At 67.5% G+C, this 16033-nt stretch carries 18 protein-coding genes; 10 read left to right on the top strand and 8 right to left on the bottom strand.

Going from position 1 to position 16033, the window contains the following annotated elements; translation table 11 throughout:
• Nucleotides 1-13 precede the first annotated feature (13 nt).
• Both sigE and ACM6LR_RS00780 read left to right on the top strand, forming a co-directional pair.
• Entirely contained in the window at nucleotides 14-634 is a 621-nt protein-coding gene (sigE, locus tag ACM6LR_RS00785; protein WP_414935626.1) for an RNA polymerase sigma factor SigE, read from the top strand.
• Nucleotides 631-1308 carry an anti-sigma factor family protein gene (locus ACM6LR_RS00780; RefSeq protein WP_414935625.1) on the top strand — a complete coding sequence of 226 codons (678 nt, stop codon included), beginning with the start codon at nucleotides 631-633 and terminating at the stop codon, nucleotides 1306-1308. Before sigE ends, ACM6LR_RS00780 begins: the two co-directional genes overlap by 4 nt.
• A 9-nt stretch (nucleotides 1309-1317) precedes the next feature.
• Here the strand turns inward: ACM6LR_RS00780 and ACM6LR_RS00775 are convergent, their stop codons facing one another.
• Nucleotides 1318-1962 (bottom strand): hypothetical protein, encoded by a 645-nt coding sequence (locus ACM6LR_RS00775; RefSeq protein WP_414942975.1) that lies wholly within the window; start codon nucleotides 1960-1962, stop codon nucleotides 1318-1320.
• 163 nt (nucleotides 1963-2125) lie between these two features.
• On the opposite strand from ACM6LR_RS00775, the gene ACM6LR_RS00770 reads away from it, so the two are divergent.
• Nucleotides 2126-3667 (top strand): S1C family serine protease, encoded by a 1542-nt coding sequence (locus ACM6LR_RS00770; protein WP_414942974.1) that lies wholly within the window; start codon nucleotides 2126-2128, stop codon nucleotides 3665-3667.
• 55 nt (nucleotides 3668-3722) lie between these two features.
• Nucleotides 3723-4148 carry a Sec-independent protein translocase protein TatB gene (gene tatB / locus ACM6LR_RS00765; protein WP_414935622.1) on the top strand — a complete coding sequence of 142 codons (426 nt, stop codon included), beginning with the start codon at nucleotides 3723-3725 and terminating at the stop codon, nucleotides 4146-4148.
• A 113-nt stretch (nucleotides 4149-4261) separates the two neighbouring features.
• On the opposite strand, the gene ACM6LR_RS00760 is transcribed toward tatB, so the two are convergent.
• The 4 genes from ACM6LR_RS00760 to ACM6LR_RS00745 are packed head-to-tail and all read right to left on the bottom strand — an operon-like array spanning nucleotide 4262 to nucleotide 8182.
• A complete protein-coding gene (locus tag ACM6LR_RS00760) occupies nucleotides 4262-5407 on the bottom strand; it encodes an Mrp/NBP35 family ATP-binding protein (RefSeq protein WP_414935621.1) in 1146 nt (381 codons plus the stop codon).
• Between the two features lie 9 nt (nucleotides 5408-5416).
• Nucleotides 5417-5926 (bottom strand): DUF1003 domain-containing protein, encoded by a 510-nt coding sequence (locus ACM6LR_RS00755; protein ID WP_409492754.1) that lies wholly within the window; start codon nucleotides 5924-5926, stop codon nucleotides 5417-5419.
• Nucleotides 5919-7226, bottom strand: a complete 1308-nt coding sequence (locus ACM6LR_RS00750; RefSeq protein WP_414935620.1) for a magnesium transporter MgtE N-terminal domain-containing protein — start codon at nucleotides 7224-7226, stop codon at nucleotides 5919-5921. Before ACM6LR_RS00750 ends, ACM6LR_RS00755 begins: the two co-directional genes overlap by 8 nt.
• Before the next feature lie 44 nt (nucleotides 7227-7270).
• On the bottom strand, nucleotides 7271-8182 hold the full coding sequence (locus tag ACM6LR_RS00745; RefSeq protein ID WP_414942973.1) for an aminoglycoside phosphotransferase family protein: 912 nt from the start codon (nucleotides 8180-8182) through the stop codon (nucleotides 7271-7273).
• A 92-nt stretch (nucleotides 8183-8274) separates the two neighbouring features.
• Between ACM6LR_RS00745 and ACM6LR_RS00740 the strand changes: the two genes are divergently transcribed.
• On the top strand, nucleotides 8275-9102 hold the full coding sequence (locus tag ACM6LR_RS00740; RefSeq protein ID WP_414935618.1) for a slipin family protein: 828 nt from the start codon (nucleotides 8275-8277) through the stop codon (nucleotides 9100-9102).
• Nucleotides 9103-9269: 167 nt separating this feature from the next.
• On the opposite strand, the gene ACM6LR_RS00735 is transcribed toward ACM6LR_RS00740, so the two are convergent.
• The 3 genes from ACM6LR_RS00735 to ACM6LR_RS00725 all read right to left on the bottom strand — a co-directional run bounded on the left by ACM6LR_RS00735 (nucleotide 9270) and on the right by ACM6LR_RS00725 (nucleotide 10662).
• Nucleotides 9270-9893, bottom strand: a complete 624-nt coding sequence (locus tag ACM6LR_RS00735; protein WP_414942972.1) for a DUF4190 domain-containing protein — start codon at nucleotides 9891-9893, stop codon at nucleotides 9270-9272.
• Nucleotides 9894-9942: 49 nt separating this feature from the next.
• Nucleotides 9943-10137: a DUF4190 domain-containing protein gene (locus tag ACM6LR_RS00730; RefSeq protein WP_414935616.1), complete on the bottom strand. Its 195-nt coding sequence runs from the start codon at nucleotides 10135-10137 to the stop codon at nucleotides 9943-9945.
• A 207-nt stretch (nucleotides 10138-10344) separates the two neighbouring features.
• Complete coding sequence (locus tag ACM6LR_RS00725; RefSeq protein ID WP_414935615.1) at nucleotides 10345-10662, bottom strand: DUF4190 domain-containing protein; 318 nt, start codon at nucleotides 10660-10662, stop codon at nucleotides 10345-10347.
• Nucleotides 10663-10820: 158 nt separating this feature from the next.
• Here ACM6LR_RS00725 and ACM6LR_RS00720 point away from each other — a divergent pair, with 158 nt between their 5' ends.
• The 5 genes from ACM6LR_RS00720 (at nucleotide 10821) to ACM6LR_RS00700 (ending at nucleotide 16030) form a co-directional block, all read left to right on the top strand.
• Complete coding sequence (locus tag ACM6LR_RS00720; RefSeq protein ID WP_414935614.1) at nucleotides 10821-12017, top strand: acyl-CoA dehydrogenase family protein; 1197 nt, start codon at nucleotides 10821-10823, stop codon at nucleotides 12015-12017.
• Between the two features lie 147 nt (nucleotides 12018-12164).
• Nucleotides 12165-12674, top strand: coding sequence for a general stress protein (locus ACM6LR_RS00715; RefSeq protein WP_414942971.1), 510 nt, complete (start codon nucleotides 12165-12167; stop codon nucleotides 12672-12674).
• 244 nt (nucleotides 12675-12918) lie between these two features.
• Nucleotides 12919-14241: an ABC transporter substrate-binding protein gene (locus ACM6LR_RS00710; RefSeq protein ID WP_414935612.1), complete on the top strand. Its 1323-nt coding sequence runs from the start codon at nucleotides 12919-12921 to the stop codon at nucleotides 14239-14241.
• The gene (locus ACM6LR_RS00705; RefSeq protein ID WP_414935611.1) at nucleotides 14238-15188 is read left to right on the top strand and encodes a carbohydrate ABC transporter permease; all 951 of its coding nucleotides are present in this window, start codon (nucleotides 14238-14240) and stop codon (nucleotides 15186-15188) included. The genes ACM6LR_RS00710 and ACM6LR_RS00705 overlap by 4 nt, the downstream gene beginning before the upstream one ends.
• On the top strand, nucleotides 15188-16030 hold the full coding sequence (locus ACM6LR_RS00700) for a carbohydrate ABC transporter permease (RefSeq protein ID WP_414935610.1): 843 nt from the start codon (nucleotides 15188-15190) through the stop codon (nucleotides 16028-16030). Before ACM6LR_RS00705 ends, ACM6LR_RS00700 begins: the two co-directional genes overlap by 1 nt.
• Nucleotides 16031-16033: the final 3 nt, after the last annotated feature.

The following is a 16033-nucleotide window of genomic DNA, read 5'->3' as shown; positions in this document are numbered from 1 at the left end:
GGAGAAGACGCTGATGGAGGTGCCTACTTCCCCGATGCAGGAAACGATGCAGGATCAGCACGTGGACCAGGTCACACCGGTGACCGTGGACGAGGCCGCGTGGACGCCGCCGTCTTGGGACGAGGTCGTGCGCGAACACGCCGACCGCGTGTACCGGCTGGCGTACCGTCTGACCGGTAACGCCCACGACGCCGAGGACCTGACGCAGGAGACCTTCATCCGGGTCTTCCGCTCCCTCGCGTCCTACAAGCCCGGCACCTTCGAAGGCTGGCTGCACCGCATCACCACGAACCTCTTCCTCGACATGGCCCGCCGCCGCTCACGCGTGCGGATGGAAGGCCTGCCCGAGGACACCGACCGCATCGTCGGTGACGACCCGAGCCCCGAGCAGGTCTACTCGGACACCCATCTCGACCCGGACCTGCAGGCCGCGCTCGACGAGTTGCCGCCCGAGTTCCGTGCCGCGGTCGTGCTGTGCGACGTCGAAGGCCTCTCGTACGAGGAGATCGGCGCCACCCTCGGTGTCAAGCTCGGCACCGTGCGCAGCCGGATACACCGCGGTCGCCAGGCGCTGCGCGCTTCTTTGGAGCGTCGTCGCGCCGCGGCGCAGGAGTCTGCGAAGGTGGGGGTATGACCGCACCGCGAGGCTGGGGACTCCCCGAGTCGCATCTGCTTCCGGACGCCATCGTCGCCTTCGTGGACGGCGAGCTGAGTCTCGGCGCCCAGGACAGGGCATCGGCGCATATCGCCCATTGCCAGTCGTGCGCGGCCGAGGTCGCGGCGCAACGGCAGGCCGTCACCGCCGTGAAGCAGGCGGGCGCCCCGTCGATGTCGGCGGGTTTCCTGGCCAGCCTGTGCTCCATCCCGCAGAACACCGAACTCCCCGGCGCGCCGGACAACCTGGCGATGACCGCCGACGGTCAGCTGGTGGCCATCCAGCGACCCGACAGGGTCGCCGGCCTTCGAGACACCGGAGTGCTGGGCGGGACAGCCCCGTTGGGCTCATCGGCGCCACTGGGTCAGTCCCCGAATGTCCTGGGTGGTGGAAAGTTCGGACTCGCCCGGCGGAAGTACGCGCAGGGCGCCGGCGTCGTCGTTTCGGGTCTGGTGCTGAGCGCCCTGGCCCTGGTCGCGACCTCGGGTGAGGGCGTGGATGACCAGCCGAGCCCCGCTCTCGTACCCCCGCAGGGTGTCAACGCCGGTCTGCTGCCCGCGCAGCTGGGCGGCGGTGCCAAGCCGGAACCGCCGCGCAGCCCCACGCCGAGCCCGAGCACGTCGACCGCGCCCATGCCCGTGTCGGCTCGCTGATTTGCTTCGTCAGGGTTTGACGAAGCAGATCGTCGCGCTCTTGAAGTTCGAAGTCCCGTAGCTGGCGTAGGAAATGACCTCCGCCGTGCCCTCGGCGCACGGGCTGTTCACCACGCTCATCCGCGGGAAGACCTCGCTGATCCGCAGCCGCGCCGAGCCGCAGTCCTTCAGCGGCGGCGGGGTCTTGGTCTCGATTTCGTCGAAACACAACCCGATCTTGGCGTTGATCGCCAGGCACAAGGCGACGCCGTCCCCGCGCACCGGCCTCGGGACGGTGTACTGGTAGAAGCCTTCCTTGCAGTTCCACTCGCCTTTGTCGACACCGGTGAGGCTCACCGCGTAAGGCGCTTGCGGGGAATCACACGGCGTCTTGACCGCGTCGGCCTCCTTGCCGGAGCCGGTCAGCACGACACAGTCACCCTCGGTCAGGCTCTTCGCCTGCTTCTCCGGCCCGGCGGCCGCCTTCATCACCAAGATCAGGCCGATCCCGCCGCCGACCAAGACGAGCGCGCCGACGAGCAGCAGGACTTTCAGTCTCGTGGACAGGCCCTTCTTCTTGGGTGGTTGCAGCGGCCACCCCTGCCGCTCGTTCCATTGCTGCTGTTGGTGCCAATGCTGCTGAGGCGGGAACTGTCCCCCGTGATTCGCTGACATGGTCATTAGACTGCCAGAAGTGAGACATGGTTGCCTCAAGTGTCACAGTTCTTGTCGTTCCGGGGAAATCAACGCGCACTTCACCGTGGTCACGGCAGAATCGGGAGGGCAAGGCTTGGCGTACTCTCGCGTCCGGCCAACCTGATCTCAGCCCCGGGGAATGATGACCGAGCAGCCGAACGCGAATCCGCAGCAGCCTGGTGACCCGGCGGGGGATCGGCTGGCGCCGCGCCCGCTGGCCCGGCCCGCCGTCGATCCCGCTCAAGCGGCCACGTTCGGCAGGCCGCGTGGCGTCGACGGCGCCTTCGACAAGCTGTACCAGCCGGGCGCGAACGGGCGGGCCACGCCGGGTATGAACCTGGCACCGCCGACCCCGGAATCGCTCGCCGAGGCCTTCCGCCGCCCGCCGGGTGCCGAAGGTGTCGTGCTGGAGCGGCCGCACGGGAGCACCGGGCCCGAACCGTCCGAGAACGGCGCGGAAGGTCCGCTCTGGACCACGACTTCGGACCCGTGGCGCGACCCCTCGTCCGGCGCGGTGCTCGCCGGGCCCGCCGTGCAGGCGGAATCAGAACAGGAAAAGGGCGTGAAGCGACCGCAAGGCGCGCTGCTGAGTCTCCCGGAAGTCCTCTTCGGGCGGCGCGTGCAGACGAAGGCGCTGGCGATGCTCGCCGCCGTCGCACTGGTCGTCGGCGCCGCGGGCGGGCTGATCGGCTGGTGGTTCGCCGACACCGGCACCGAACTGACCGGGCAGGCCAGCATCTCCGAGGCCGACGCGGCCAAGGAGCGTCCGGCGGGCTCGATCGCCGACATCGCCCACCGGGTGGCGCCCGCCGTCGTCTCGCTCGAGGTGTTCAAGCCCGGCGCCGACGCCGGGCAGCAGGGTTCCGGCGTCGTCATCGACCCCCAGGGCTACGTACTCACGAACGAACACGTGATCTCGGCGGCGACGGCCGATTCGGCCACCAAGGTCACGGCCGTGTTCTTCGACGGCAGGCGCGTCGAGGCGAAGGTCGTCGGCTCCGACGCCAAGACCGACCTGGCCGTGGTCAAGGTCAACGTGCAGAACCTGACCGCGCTGCAGGTCGGGAAGTCGTCCGACCTGGCCGTCGGCGACTCGGTGATCGCCGTAGGTTCGCCGCTGGCGCTGCAGAACTCGGTCACCGCCGGCATCGTGAGCGCGCTCAACCGTCCGGTGACCGCGGGCGGCGACGGCGGCAGCGCGCCGGTGATCTACGAGGCCATCCAGACCGACGCCGCGATCAACCACGGCAACTCGGGCGGCGCGCTCGTCGACGCGACCGGTGCGCTGGTCGGGATCAATTCGGCGATCCGCTCCTCCACCGCCGAGGGCGGCAGCATCGGCATCGGGTTCGCCATCCCGAGCGACTACGCGGTGAAGATCGCGAAAACACTGATCAAGGACGGAAAGGTCGTCCACCCCGACATCGGCATCAACGCTTCGTCGACCGTCGCGGGCTCCAGCACCATGGGCGCGCAGGTCCGCAATGTCGCCCCTGGCGGCCCGGCCGCGTCGGCCGGGATCAAGGAAGGCGACGTGATCACCGAGGTCGGCGGACGGCTCGTGCGGGACTCGGCGGAACTGCTCGTCGCGGTCCGCGCACGCGAAGTCGGCGAGATGGTCCCTGTCCGGCTCGTCCGGGATGGGTCTTCGCTCGTGGTGGACGTGAAACTGGCCTCGGACTAGCCAGTCCAGCCGGGTACCCTGAACGGGGAAGACGCCGAGGCGGAGGTTCACACGGGTGTTCGAAAGTGTCGGCTGGGGCGAGATCCTCATCATCATCGTCGCGGGTCTGTTCATTCTCGGTCCGGAGCGGCTCCCTGAAGCCGCGTCATGGGCGGCGAAGAGCATCCGCAAGGTCCGCGATTTCGCGACCGGTGCCAAGACGCAACTGCGCGAGGAGATGGGCCCGGAGTTCGATCAGCTGCGCAAGCCGCTGGAGGACCTGCGAGGCCTCCGTAACTTCGACCCGAAGCGGGTCGTCACCCAGCATCTGTTCGACGGTGACTCGGATCCGCTGGGGCTCAAGGACGTCAACGGCACCAATGGCGCCACGAACGGCGCGAACGGTACGGCCAAGCCCAACGGCTACCCGGCGGCGACCGCCGCGCAGCCCGAGCCGTTGAAGCCGGGCGAGCGCCCTCCAGTCGACCCCGACGCCACCTGATCCCCCGCGTTTAGTCCTCTGGTTGCGGTCCTTGCACGCGCAACTACCGCAACCAGTCCTCTATTTGCGTGGCGCAAGGCCCGCAAGTAGAGGACTAATTGCGAAAAGGCAAGTCAGCGCCCCGCGGGGGTCACGTTCAGCATCATCCCGGCCAGCCCGCGCGCCCGGACGGTCAGCTTCTTCGCCGCCTCCTTGAGCACGAGCGACGCCGGCGCGTCCGGCTCCGCCAGCACGATCGGCGTGCCCGCGTCGCCGAGGGAGACCACGCGCGGGTCCATTGGGATCTGCCCGAGCAGCGGCACGGTCGAGCCGACCGACTTCGACAGCGAGTCGGCCACGGACTGTCCGCCACCCGACCCGAAGATCTCCATCCGGCCGCCGTCGGGCGTTTCCAGCCACGACATGTTCTCGATGACCCCGGCGACCCGCTGCCGCGTCTGCAACGCGATCGCGCCCGCGCGCTCGGCCACTTCTGCGGCCGCCTGCTGCGGGGTGGTCACGACCAGGATCTCCGCGTTCGGGATCAGCTGCGCCACCGAGATCGCGATGTCGCCGGTACCCGGCGGCAGGTCCAGCAGCAGGATGTCGAGGTCGCCCCAGAACACATCCGCGAGGAACTGCTGGAGCGCGCGGTGCAGCATCGGCCCGCGCCACACCACGGGTGTGTTGCCCGGGGTGAACATGCCGATCGAGATGACCTTCACACCGTGCGCCTGCGGCGGCATGATCATGGTGTCGACCTTGGTCGGCTTCTCCCGCGCGCCGAGCATCCGCGGCACCGAGTGCCCGTAGATGTCCGCGTCGACCACGCCGACGGAAAGCCCGCGTTCGGCCATCGCCGCCGCGAGGTTCACCGTCACCGAGGACTTGCCGACCCCGCCCTTGCCGGACGCGACACAGTAGACCCGCGTCAGCGAACCCGGTTGAGCGAACGGGATCACCGGTTCCGCGGCATCACCGCGCAGCGATTTTCGCAGTTCCGTGCGTTGCTCGTCGTTCATCACGTCGAGCTCGACCCGGACGTCGCTGACGCCGGGGAGCTTCGCGACGGCGTCGGTCGTGTCCTTGGTCAGCGTCGCCTTCAACGGGCAGCCGGCGACCGTCAGGTAGATCCCGACGGTGACCACACCGTCCGAGCCCACCTCCACGCCCTTGACCATGCCGAGGTCGGTGATCGGTTTCTTGATCTCCGGGTCGTACACGGCCTTCAGCGCGGTGCGGACATCGTCGACGCTGGGGAGTTGCTGCGTACTGGTCACACGTCCATGTTACGTACCGGTAGCCGTGCGGTCGGGTTTGCCCTTGCGCGGCTTGGCGTCAAGATCCTCACGGAGGCGGTCGAGTTCGCCGCGGAGGAAGTCCCGGGTGGCGACCTCGCCGACCGCGATCCGCAGTGACGCCAGCTCCCGCGCGAGGTATTCGGTGTCCGCTTTGGTCTGCTCGGCCCGATTCCGGTCTTCCTCCAGCGAGACGCGGTCACGGTCGTCCTGCCGGTTCTGTGCCAGGAGGATGAGCGGCGCGGCGTACGCGGCCTGCGTCGAGAACGCCAGGTTCAGCAGGATGAACGGATACGGGTCCCAGCGCAACGAGACCGCCACCAGGTTCAGCACGATCCAGACGATGACGGTCAGTGTCTGCCAGAACAGGTATTTGCCGGTACCGAGGAACCGCGCGACCCGTTCGGTGAGCCTGCCGAACGTGTCCGGATCCATGTTCAGCCTGAACCGGCCTTGGCCTCGGGGCTGGTCCAGCCGCCGCCCGGACGTCAGTTCAGGCACGTTCGGCCTCCTCGGTCTCTTCGGTGATCTCGCCGGTGATGTCGTGCAGCCCGGTCTCGCGCCAGTCCTCCGGGAGCAGGTGGTCGAGCACGTCGTCGACGGTGACCGCGCCGAGCAGGTGGTCCTCGGCGTCGACCACCGGCCCGCAGGTGAGGTTGTAGGCGGCGAAGTAGCGGGTGACCTCGGACAAGGTGGCGTTCGGCCGCAGCGCGGGTAACTGGGTGTCGACGGCGCTCGCCACCATCTCCGCGGGTGGTTCGCGCAGCAAACGCTGGAAGTGGACGACGCCAACGAAACGTCCGGTCGGTGTCTCCGTCGGCGGACGGCAGACGAACACCATGCTCGCCAGCGCCACCGGCAGGTCGGCGTTGCGGATGTGCGCGAGCGCCTCCGCGATCGTGGCGTCCGGTGTCAGCACCACCGGCTCGGGCGTCATCAGGCCGCCCGCGGTGTCGGAGGAGTACTCCAGCAGCCGCCTCACCGGCGCCGACTCTTCGGGTTCCATCAGCTCCAGGAACCGGCTTTGTTCGGCGGGCGCCAGTTCGGCGAGCAGGTCGGCGGCGTCGTCGGGGTTCATCGCTTCGAGGATGTCGGCGGCCCGTTCCTCGGCGAGGTAGGACAGCAGTTCCTTCTGGTCGTCCTCGGGGAGTTCCTCGAGGAGGTCGGCGAGGTGCTCGTCGTCCATCGCGTCGGCGACCTCGTGCCGCCGTTTCAGCGGCAGGTCCCGGACCGTGGCTGCGACGTCCGCCGCGCGCATGGTGTCGAACAGCATCAGCAGTTGCGCCGCGCCCTGGGTCTGGCCGGTCAGGTCGGTGAGCCCGAGCCCGGACACCTCCGACCACGGCAGCACCTGCATCGGCGCGCGACGCCTGCCGAGGCCGAGCCTGCTCGTGCGCTCGCGGATCGCGAGTTTCGCGAGCACCCAGTCCCGGGTCCTCGTCGGTTCCATGGCGGCGTCGACGACGGTGACCCTGGTGTCCGAGCCCGCGAGCGTGGCGTACGCGTCGAACAGTTGCCCGACCACCAGCACCTCGTTGGGCCGCTGATGGAACCGCCGCATGTTGACCGAACCGGTGGCGAGCGTGATGGCGGTGGGCTCGATCGAGGTCACGCGCAACATCGGCACGAACACGCGGCGCCTCGTCGTCAGCTCGACGACGATGCCCAAAATCCGCGGTGGTTGCTGGTCGAGCCGGAGACCCGCCACCAGATCCCGCACCTTGCCGATCGATTCGCCATCGGGTCCGAAAACCGGCAAACCGGCCAACTGAGCTGCGAATACCCTGTTCACGGTGGCCATGCCCGAAGGTTATCGGCTCCCGGGCCGGGAGACGATTCGTGTGATCACCGCAATGCCCAGGCGGCGATTTCGGGGACCGCGGCGTAGGCCGGGTCTTCGGCGAGGGTCTCGGGTTCGGCGCCCTCGGCGAGGTCTTCGTGAAGCCAGGTCCAGTTCTGCACCGCGCGCACGAGCGTCCATGCCCGCGTGCGTTCGGCGTCCACTCCGGCCGCCGCGGTGAACCACGCGACCTTGTCGTCCATTGTGGACTCGGCCGCCCGGTTCCAGAGGATCGAGATCGCGCCGAACTCGAGGTCGCCCGCCAGCGGCTTCGGATCGATCACCAGCCACGGTTCGCGTTCCCCGGCGAGGACGTTCTCGAAGTGCAGATCCTCGTTCACCATCAGCTCGCCGGCTTCCGGCCCGAGGTGCACGCAGATTTCGACCGCCGCGTCGATGTACTTCCGGTCGAACGGTTCGCCGAGTTCGCTCCAGGTCCTCGGAAGTCCGGCGACCAGCTCTTCGGCTTCTTCGCGAAGGGAACGTTGCAGCGCTTCGGGAGCCGGGACGGCCAGCCGTCGCGCCATCGCGCCGATGGTCTCGACGGCTTCCCGGATCGGCTCGGTTTCGAGCGATCGGGAGGAGTCGAGCCGCTCCAGGAGCAGCACGCCGTCCTCGGGCACGCTGTCGTACATCAGCACCGCGCCCTGACCGGCCCAAGTGGACAGTGCGAGCGGTTCGTCGTCGGATTCCTCGTGCGGCCAGCCGAGTTTGAGGATCGCGCGGGAGCCGTCGGCGCGGCGGACGGGCTGGGCGACGCCGACGAAGCCGTGCATGGCCTCACCGTCGAGCGTGAGACTCCACTTGGCCGTGTACTTCTGGGCGAGGAACGGGAGGGAGTCGAGCCATTCGGCGGCTCCGGGGCCGAGTCCGGCGGCGCGGTCGAGGAATGGGGGCGGGATCTTGAAACCGGTCACGATCCCCACCTTGGCAGGCGTGTCCACCGTGTTTCGCCCGTGACCGGCCAGGCGTACCGTGAGCAGGGAGAACGCAACCCCGGGGAGTGGCCATGGTGGTGGAGATTCTCGGTACGATCGCCGTCGCGGGCGGCGCTTGGCTCGCGACCGGTCTGCGCGTGGTGAAACAGTACGAACGCGGTCTGGTCTTCCGGTTCGGCCGGGTGCGCGCGACCGTCCGGGAACCAGGGCTCGCGCTGCTGGTGCCCTTCGCGGACCGGCTGCAGAAGGTCAACATGCAGATCATCACGATGCCGATCCCCGCGCAGGACGGCATCACCCGCGACAACGTCAGTGTGCGGGTCGACGCGGTCGTGTACTTCAAGGTGGTCGACCCGGTGCTGGCCGCGGTGAACGTGCAGGACTACCGCTCGGCCGTCGGCCAGGTCGCGCAGACGTCGCTGCGGTCCATCATCGGCAAGAGCGAGCTGGACGACCTGCTGTCCAACCGCGAACGGCTCAACGAGGGCCTGGAGCTGATGATCGACAGCCCGGCGCTGGACTGGGGCATCCACATCGACCGGGTCGAGATCAAGGACGTCGCACTGCCGGAGTCGATGAAACGCTCGATGTCACGCCAGGCCGAAGCCGAACGCGAGCGGCGCGCCCGGGTCATCTCGGCCGACGGCGAACTGCAGGCGTCGCACAAGCTTTCGCAGGCGGCCGCGACCATGGCCGACACCCCGGCGGCGATGCAGTTGCGGCTGCTGGAGACCGTCGTGCAGGTCTCGGCGGAGAAGAACTCGACGCTGGTCCTGCCGTTCCCGGTGGAACTGCTGCGCTTCCTCGACGCGAACACGCCGAGGAGGGAGACGCCGGAGGCCAATAGTCAGGTGGCGCCCGCGCCTCGCTCACCAGACGATGCGGACCAGGGCTCGTGAGTGGTAGCGACGGTTGGAACCGACCATGTCTGAGGTCCGTACTTGCCGGTGCGCGGATGGCGGTTTCGCGTGACTGGACGGACGACACGCGGCGGAATGAGGTCCCCCCGGGAACCGGACCTCGCGGCTAAAACCCCGGTGTCCGGTTTCCGGGGAACCTCAACCCTTCAGTCCAACTCGCCGTTGACACCCAAAATGATCAACGTCCCGAAGAACCCGACGTACAGCGCGAGGACGACGTAGCCGATGATCACCGCCGCGAGCGCCATGCCGCGCCCGCCCGCTTCGCCGCGGTTTGCCTTCGCCAGCCCGATGTGCCCCAGGATCAGCCCGACGATCACGGTCACGCACGAGCAGATCCCGACGAGCGAGCACACCAGTCCGGCGATCGCCATCCCGTTGTCCTGCGGACGCTGCGGTGCCGACGCCGCGTACGGGTTGTACGGCTGCGGCGGATACGCGACCGGCATAGGCGCGGGCGCGTACACCGGAAGAACCGAAGGGTCCGGAGCCGCGAAGGAAGGCTCGGGCTGCGGGACGGGCTCGGCGGTCAGTGGGTCGATGGCCTGCGCGTACGGCTCCACGGGAGCGGGAGCCGAACCAGGAGCCTCGAACGGAGCGGGCGGCTCGAACGGCGGAGGCGGCGTGAAGGGCGCGGGCGGCTGGAACTGCCGCGGTTCCGCCGGCGTCGGGCTCGACACCGTTTCCGACGCGGACGTCGGATCCGAGAAGGTGTTCGAGTCGGTGTAGGACGACGTCGACGGCGTGTCCTGCGAGTCGGAACTGCTCATCCGGTTGGCCCCCTGGTTCGTGCGAGACCCCACCGTATCCGGCAACGGGTCACGAGACGCCCGCGGCACCGACCGCGAACACCACGACCACGAACCACAGGATGACCGGGATCAGCCACAGTCCGGTGATGACGTACCCGATGATCATCCCGGCCTGTGCCATGCCCTTGCCGCCCGCTTCGCCGCGGTTGGCCTTCGAAAGCGCGATGTGCCCGAAGATGAACCCCAGGAACGCCGGGAGCACATGACCAGCCCGAGCAGCCCAGTGACGCCACCGCCATGCCCTGGTCCGGCGGCCGCACGTAGGTCCGCTGGACGTAGAAGTGTTGCGGAGGCTGGTACGGCTGGAGTCCGTAGGGCTGTTCGAACTGCCCGGAAGCCTGCTGCTGGTGCCCGTACGGGTCGTACGGATTCGTCATGATGGTCCCCTCGCCGGCACCGGACCGTATCGCTAGCGGAACGCCCCATGTTTCGCGGCGATGTTCAGGACGACCGGAATCGCGATGGCGTACAGGATGATCATCAGGTAGCCGACGACGAAAGCGGCCAGCGCGATGCCCTTGCCGCCCACCTCTCCGCGCCGGGCTTTCGCGAAGGCGACGTGGCCCATGACGATCCCCGGGATCACCGACACCAGTCCGATCAGCCCGAAGAGTGAAAAGACCAGGGCGGCGATCGCCAGACCGGAGTCCTTGCTCCGCGCCGGAGGCTGGTGCGGAAAGCCGTACTGCTGGTGCGGTGGAAATCCACCAAAGGGCTGCTGAGCCACGTTCGTCCCCCTCGGACTGTGATCGGGCTGTCACTGTAGTGCCATGATCACGGATGGCGTACGCGTGACTGCGCTCATAGCGAGGTCCCCGGCCACGCGTCATACTCACCGGTAACCCAGCGCCGGGAGCCCGGTGCGCGCGAATTTAGGGAGCAACGATGGCTCGCCTCGCCCAGACCGCCGGCTTGACCGACGTGCAGTCCGAAATCCTGGCCACGGTCCGCCAGTTCGTGGACAAGGAGGTCATCCCGCGCGCGCAGGAACTCGAGCACTCCGACACCTATCCCACCGACATCGTCGAGGGGATGAAGGAGATGGGCCTGTTCGGGCTCACCATCCCGGAGGAGTACGGCGGCCTCGGCGAATCACTGCTGACCTACGCGCTCGTGGTCGAGGAGATCGCGCGCGGCTGGATGAGTGTCTCCGGCGTCATCAACACCCACTTCATCGTGGCGCACATGATCACCCGTCACGGGACGCCGGAGCAGAAGCAGCACTTCCTGCCGCGCATGGCGACCGGTGAGGTCCGCGGCTCCTTCTCGATGTCCGAGCCGGACCTCGGTTCCGACGTCGCCGCGATCAAGACCCGCGCCCGCGAGACCGACGACGGTTACGTCATCGACGGCTCGAAGATGTGGCTCACCAACGGCGGCAGCTCCAACCTGATCGCGCTGCTCGTCAAGACCGACGAGGGTGCCGAGAAGGCCCACCAAAACCTGACCACGTTCCTGGTCGAGAAGCCCGAGGGCTTCGGCGAGGTCGCTCCCGGCCTCACCATCCCCGGCAAGATCGACAAGATGGGCTACAAGGGCGTCGACACCACCGAAGCCGTTTTCGACGGCTACGAGATCGGTGCCGACAAGGTCCTCGGCGAAGCGCCGGGCAAGGGCTTCGCGTACATGATGGACGGTGTCGAGGTCGGCCGCGTCAACGTCGCCGCGCGTGCCTGCGGCATCGCGATCCGCGCGTTCGAACTGGCCGTGGAGTACGCCCAGCAGCGCAAGACCTTCGGCAAGGCGATCGCCGAGCACCAGGCGGTGGCGTTCAAACTCGCGGAGATGGCCACCAAGGTCGAGGCCGCGCACCTGATGATGGTCAACGCCGCCCGCCTCAAGGATTCCGGCGAGCGCAACGACGTCGAGGCCGGGATGGCGAAGCTGATCGCGAGCGAGTACTGCGCCGAGGTCACCCAGGACTCGTTCCGCATCCACGGTGGCTACGGCTACTCGAAGGAGTACGAGATCGAGCGCCTGATGCGCGAGGCGCCGTTCCTGCTCATCGGCGAGGGCACCAGCGAGATCCAGAAGACCATCATCAGCCGCGGCCTGCTCCGCGAGTACAAGTCCCGGTCCTGAATGGGAGCTGAAGGGAGCTTTCCCCGCGTCTCATGCGGTGAAAGCTCCCTTCGCCGCGTCCGATGCGGGGATGGCGTCCTTCAGCTCACGTTCGCGCCTTTCGCCCGTCCTTGAGAAGATGGACCGGGACGGGCGAGAGGTGATTACGTGAGTGCTCCCTTTGGCGGAGGCGGACGTGCCGCAGGCGGACTGCCCCGACTGCCGACGCCGCCTTCCGGCTGGCCGATCGGCTCCTACGCGACGTACGGCGAAGCGCAGCACGCCGTCGGCTTCCTCGCGGAAAAGGAGTTCGGGGTCACCGATGTGACCATCGTCGGCGTCGACCTGATGCTCGTCGAACGCGTCGTCGGCAGGCTGAGCTGGGGCCGCGTGCTGGGCACCGGCGCGGTGTCGGGCGCGTGGTTCGGCCTGATCATCGGGCTGCTGCTGGGGATGTTCGACAACCAGGGCTTCGCGTGGCAGCCCATGATCGGCGGGCTCGTGCTCGGCATCCTGGCGTGGACGGTCTTCGCGGCGATCAGTTACGGCATGTCCCGCCGCGACTTCTCCTCCGCGAGCCAGCTGGTCGCGGGCCGCTACGACGTGCTCTGCCAGCCGCGTACGGCCGAGCAGGGCCGCGAGCTCCTCGCCCAGCTCGCGCTGCGCTCGCCGGGGTGACGCGGGGACCGGACCACTGACATTCGGCGGTACTGGTTCACCTGTTCGTCGTGCGGTCCGCTGAATCGTTACCGATACTGCTTGCGGGCGTAGATCGCCCGGAATAGGTTGCACAACACCAGTCGGGCGGTCACGTACTCCAGCGTGCTCGCCCGAGCACTAGCACGTCGGGGTGCTGGCGCGCGGCTTCTTCAACGCGTCCTAGCGCCGCCATCTCCCAGGCGTGCGCGGGCGAGGAGGCCTCATGGGGAAGAGGATGAGCGCGAGCCGGAGGGGCCGCTCACCGGGCCGCACCGGCTCGCTACTCGGCGCGACGGCGCTGACGGTCGGCCTGCTGGCGGGCTGCGGGTCGGACGCCGGACTCAAGATCAACGTCTACTACGCGCCCGAAGACAACTTCCAGTCCGTTGTGGACGAATGCACCAAGGCCTCGAACGGGCGGTACGAGGTCGTCTACAACAAGCTCCCGCGACCGGCCGACGGCCAGCGGGAACAGATGGTGCGCCGGCTGGCGGCCGGCGATGATTCACTCGACGTACTGGGGCTGGACGTCACCTGGGTTTCCGAGTTCGCCGAGGCGGGCTGGGCGGACGAGTGGACCGGGGAGGCGAAAGCCGAGGCGACCGCCGGTGTCCTGCCTGGGCCGCTCGAAACCGCCACGTGGAACGGAAAGCTCTACGCGGCGACCAAGAACACCAACGTCCAGCTGCTCTGGTACGACGACAGGCTGACGCCGACGCCGCCGAAGACCTGGGACGAGATGATCCAACAGGCCCAGGCGCTCAAGGCGCAGGGCAAACCGGCGAACATCGTGTTCACCGGTGCGCAGTACGAAGGCCTCGTCGTCATCTACAACACGCTCGTCGAGTCGGCGGGCGGCAAGATCCTCTCCGACGACGGCAAATCGGTCGTGATGGACGCGGGCGCGATCAAGGCGCTGGAGATGCTCAAGAAGGTCACCACGGCCGGGGTCACCGACCCGTCGCTGACCAACTCGAAGGAGGACGAGGTCCGCCAGTCCTTCCAGCGCGGCAACGCGGCCTTCGAATTGAACTGGCCGTTCGTCTACGCCTCCTACGCCAAGGAGAAGAAGGACGAGCTGCAGCATTTCAAGTGGACCACCTATCCGGAGTTCGAGGCAGGCAAGCCCGCCAAGACCACGATCGGTGGCTACAACCTGGCGGTCAGCTCGACTTCGAAGCACAAGACCGAGGCCTACGAGGTCGCGCTGTGCCTGCGCAACGAGAAGAACCAGAAGTTCTCCGCGCTCAAGGACGGTGTCCCGCCGACGCTCGAATCGCTCTACACGGACACGGTGCCGCTCGACGCGACCGCGCCGCAGAGCGACGACAACCCGAGCATGGACACGAAGTACCCGATGCGGGAAACGATCCTGGACGCGCTCAAGGACGCCGCGGTGCGCCCGCTGACCCCGGCGTACCAGAACGCTTCGACCGTGTTGTCGAAGTTACTCTCCCCGCCTTCTGAAATCGATCCGCAGAAGACGGCGGAGAAGCTGCGGGAGCAGCTCGCCGACGCGCTCCAGTCGAAGGGAGTGATCCCGTGACCGTGCAGGAAACCGCCGGTTCGGCGACCGAGAGCGAGCCGGGCAAGAAGGCGAAACTCGTTCTCAGCGAAGGAAAGAAGGCCGAGCGCAGACTCGGGCTCTGGCTGTGTGCCCCGGCGGCGTTCGTGATGATCGCCGTCACCGGCTATCCGATCATCTACTCGATCTGGCTTTCCCTGCAGCGCTACGACCTCCGGTTCCCCGCGCAGCAGGAGTTCGTCGGGCTCGACAACTACATCGCGGTACTGTCCAACGGCTATTGGTGGACGGCGTTCGGGACGACGATGGGCTTGACCATCGTTTCGGTGGTGATCGAGTTCGTCCTCGGCATGGGACTGGCGCTGATCATGCACCGGACGCTCGTCGGACGGGGCCTCGTGCGGACGGTCGCCCTGATCCCGTACGGCATCGTGACGGTGGTCGCGGCGTTCTCCTGGTACTACGCCTGGACGCCGGACACGGGGTATCTTGCCAATCTGTTCTTCCCCGACACCGCGCCGCTGACCGAGTACTGGCCCTCGCTGGCGATCATCGTGCTGGCCGAGGTGTGGAAGACGACGCCGTTCATGGCACTGCTGCTGATGGCTGGGCTGGCGCTGGTACCGGACGACCTGCTCAAGGCCGCGTCGATGGACGGCGCGACCGCGTGGCAGCGGTTCACCAAGGTGATGCTGCCGGTGATGAAGCCGGCGATCCTGGTGGCGCTGCTGTTCCGCACCCTGGACGCGTTCCGCATCTTCGACAACATCTTCGTGCTCACGAATGGCGCGCAGGACACGTCGTCGGTGTCGATGCAGACCTACAACAACCTGGTCAAGGGGCTGAACCTCGGGATCGGATCGACGATGGCGGTGCTGATCTTCATCACGGTGGCGATCATCGCGTTCATCTTCATCAAGGTGTTCGGCACGGCCGCACCTGGTAGTGACAACGGGGGTAAACGCTGATGGCCATCGGTGGAGCGGTCACTCCCGGCCGCAAACTCAAATGGGGCGTGGTGGACCTCCTGGTCCTGGTGTTCGCGCTGTTCCCGGTGCTGTGGGTGGTGTCCCTCTCGTTCAAGACCAAGGAGACCTTGGACGACGGGTACTTCATCCCGCAGGAATGGACGTGGCAGAACTACGCGGACATCTTCGAGACCACGGAGTTCATCCGAGCACTGGTGAACTCGATCGGGATCGCGATCATCGCGACGGTGATCGCGGTCGTGCTCGGCACGATGGCGGCGTACGCGATCGCGCGGCTGGACTTCCCCGGTAAGCAACTGCTGGTCGGGATGTCGCTGCTGATCGCGATGTTCCCGCAGGTGTCGCTGGTGACGCCGCTGTTCAACATCGAACGTGAGCTGGGGTTGTTCGACACCTGGCCGGGGTTGATCCTGCCGTACATCACGTTCGCGCTGCCGCTGTCGATCTACACGCTTTCCGCGTTTTTCCGGGAAATCCCGTGGGAGCTGGAAAAGGCGGCGAAGATGGACGGCGCGACCCCGGCACAGGCGTTCCGGAAGGTGATCGCGCCACTGGCCGCACCAGGGGTGTTCACCACCGCGATCCTGGTGTTCATCTTCTGCTGGAACGACTTCCTGTTCGCGATCTCGCTGACCTCGACCGAGGCCTCGCGGACGGTCCCGGCGGCGTTGTCGTTCTTCACCGGGTCCTCGCAGTTCGAAGACCCCACCGGGACGATCTCCGCGGCCGCCGTGGTGATCACCGTCCCGATCATCTTGTTCGTTTTGTTGTTCCAGCGTCGCATCGTGGCGGGGCTGACGTCCGGTGCGGTGAAGGGCTGACCC

The organism is Amycolatopsis sp. cmx-11-32, from assembly GCF_047608695.1.
Lineage (GTDB): Bacteria > Actinomycetota > Actinomycetes > Mycobacteriales > Pseudonocardiaceae > Amycolatopsis.
Note: the sequence above shows the minus strand (reverse complement) of the source record. Positions and strands in the feature narration are given on the sequence as shown.

Coding starts and splice junctions, on each gene's coding strand:
- ACM6LR_RS00780 (WP_414935625.1), top strand. CDS start 631: ATGACCGCACCGCGAGGCTGGGGACTCCCCGAGTCGCATCTGCTTCCG.
- ACM6LR_RS00700 (WP_414935610.1), top strand. CDS start 15,188: ATGGCCATCGGTGGAGCGGTCACTCCCGGCCGCAAACTCAAATGGGGC.
- ACM6LR_RS00775 (WP_414942975.1), bottom strand. CDS start 1,962: ATGTCAGCGAATCACGGGGGACAGTTCCCGCCTCAGCAGCATTGGCAC.
- sigE (WP_414935626.1), top strand. CDS start 14: ATGGAGGTGCCTACTTCCCCGATGCAGGAAACGATGCAGGATCAGCAC.
- ACM6LR_RS00720 (WP_414935614.1), top strand. CDS start 10,821: ATGGCTCGCCTCGCCCAGACCGCCGGCTTGACCGACGTGCAGTCCGAA.
- ACM6LR_RS00770 (WP_414942974.1), top strand. CDS start 2,126: ATGACCGAGCAGCCGAACGCGAATCCGCAGCAGCCTGGTGACCCGGCG.
- ACM6LR_RS00750 (WP_414935620.1), bottom strand. CDS start 7,226: ATGGCCACCGTGAACAGGGTATTCGCAGCTCAGTTGGCCGGTTTGCCG.
- ACM6LR_RS00735 (WP_414942972.1), bottom strand. CDS start 9,893: ATGAGCAGTTCCGACTCGCAGGACACGCCGTCGACGTCGTCCTACACC.
- ACM6LR_RS00710 (WP_414935612.1), top strand. CDS start 12,919: ATGGGGAAGAGGATGAGCGCGAGCCGGAGGGGCCGCTCACCGGGCCGC.
- ACM6LR_RS00740 (WP_414935618.1), top strand. CDS start 8,275: ATGGTGGTGGAGATTCTCGGTACGATCGCCGTCGCGGGCGGCGCTTGG.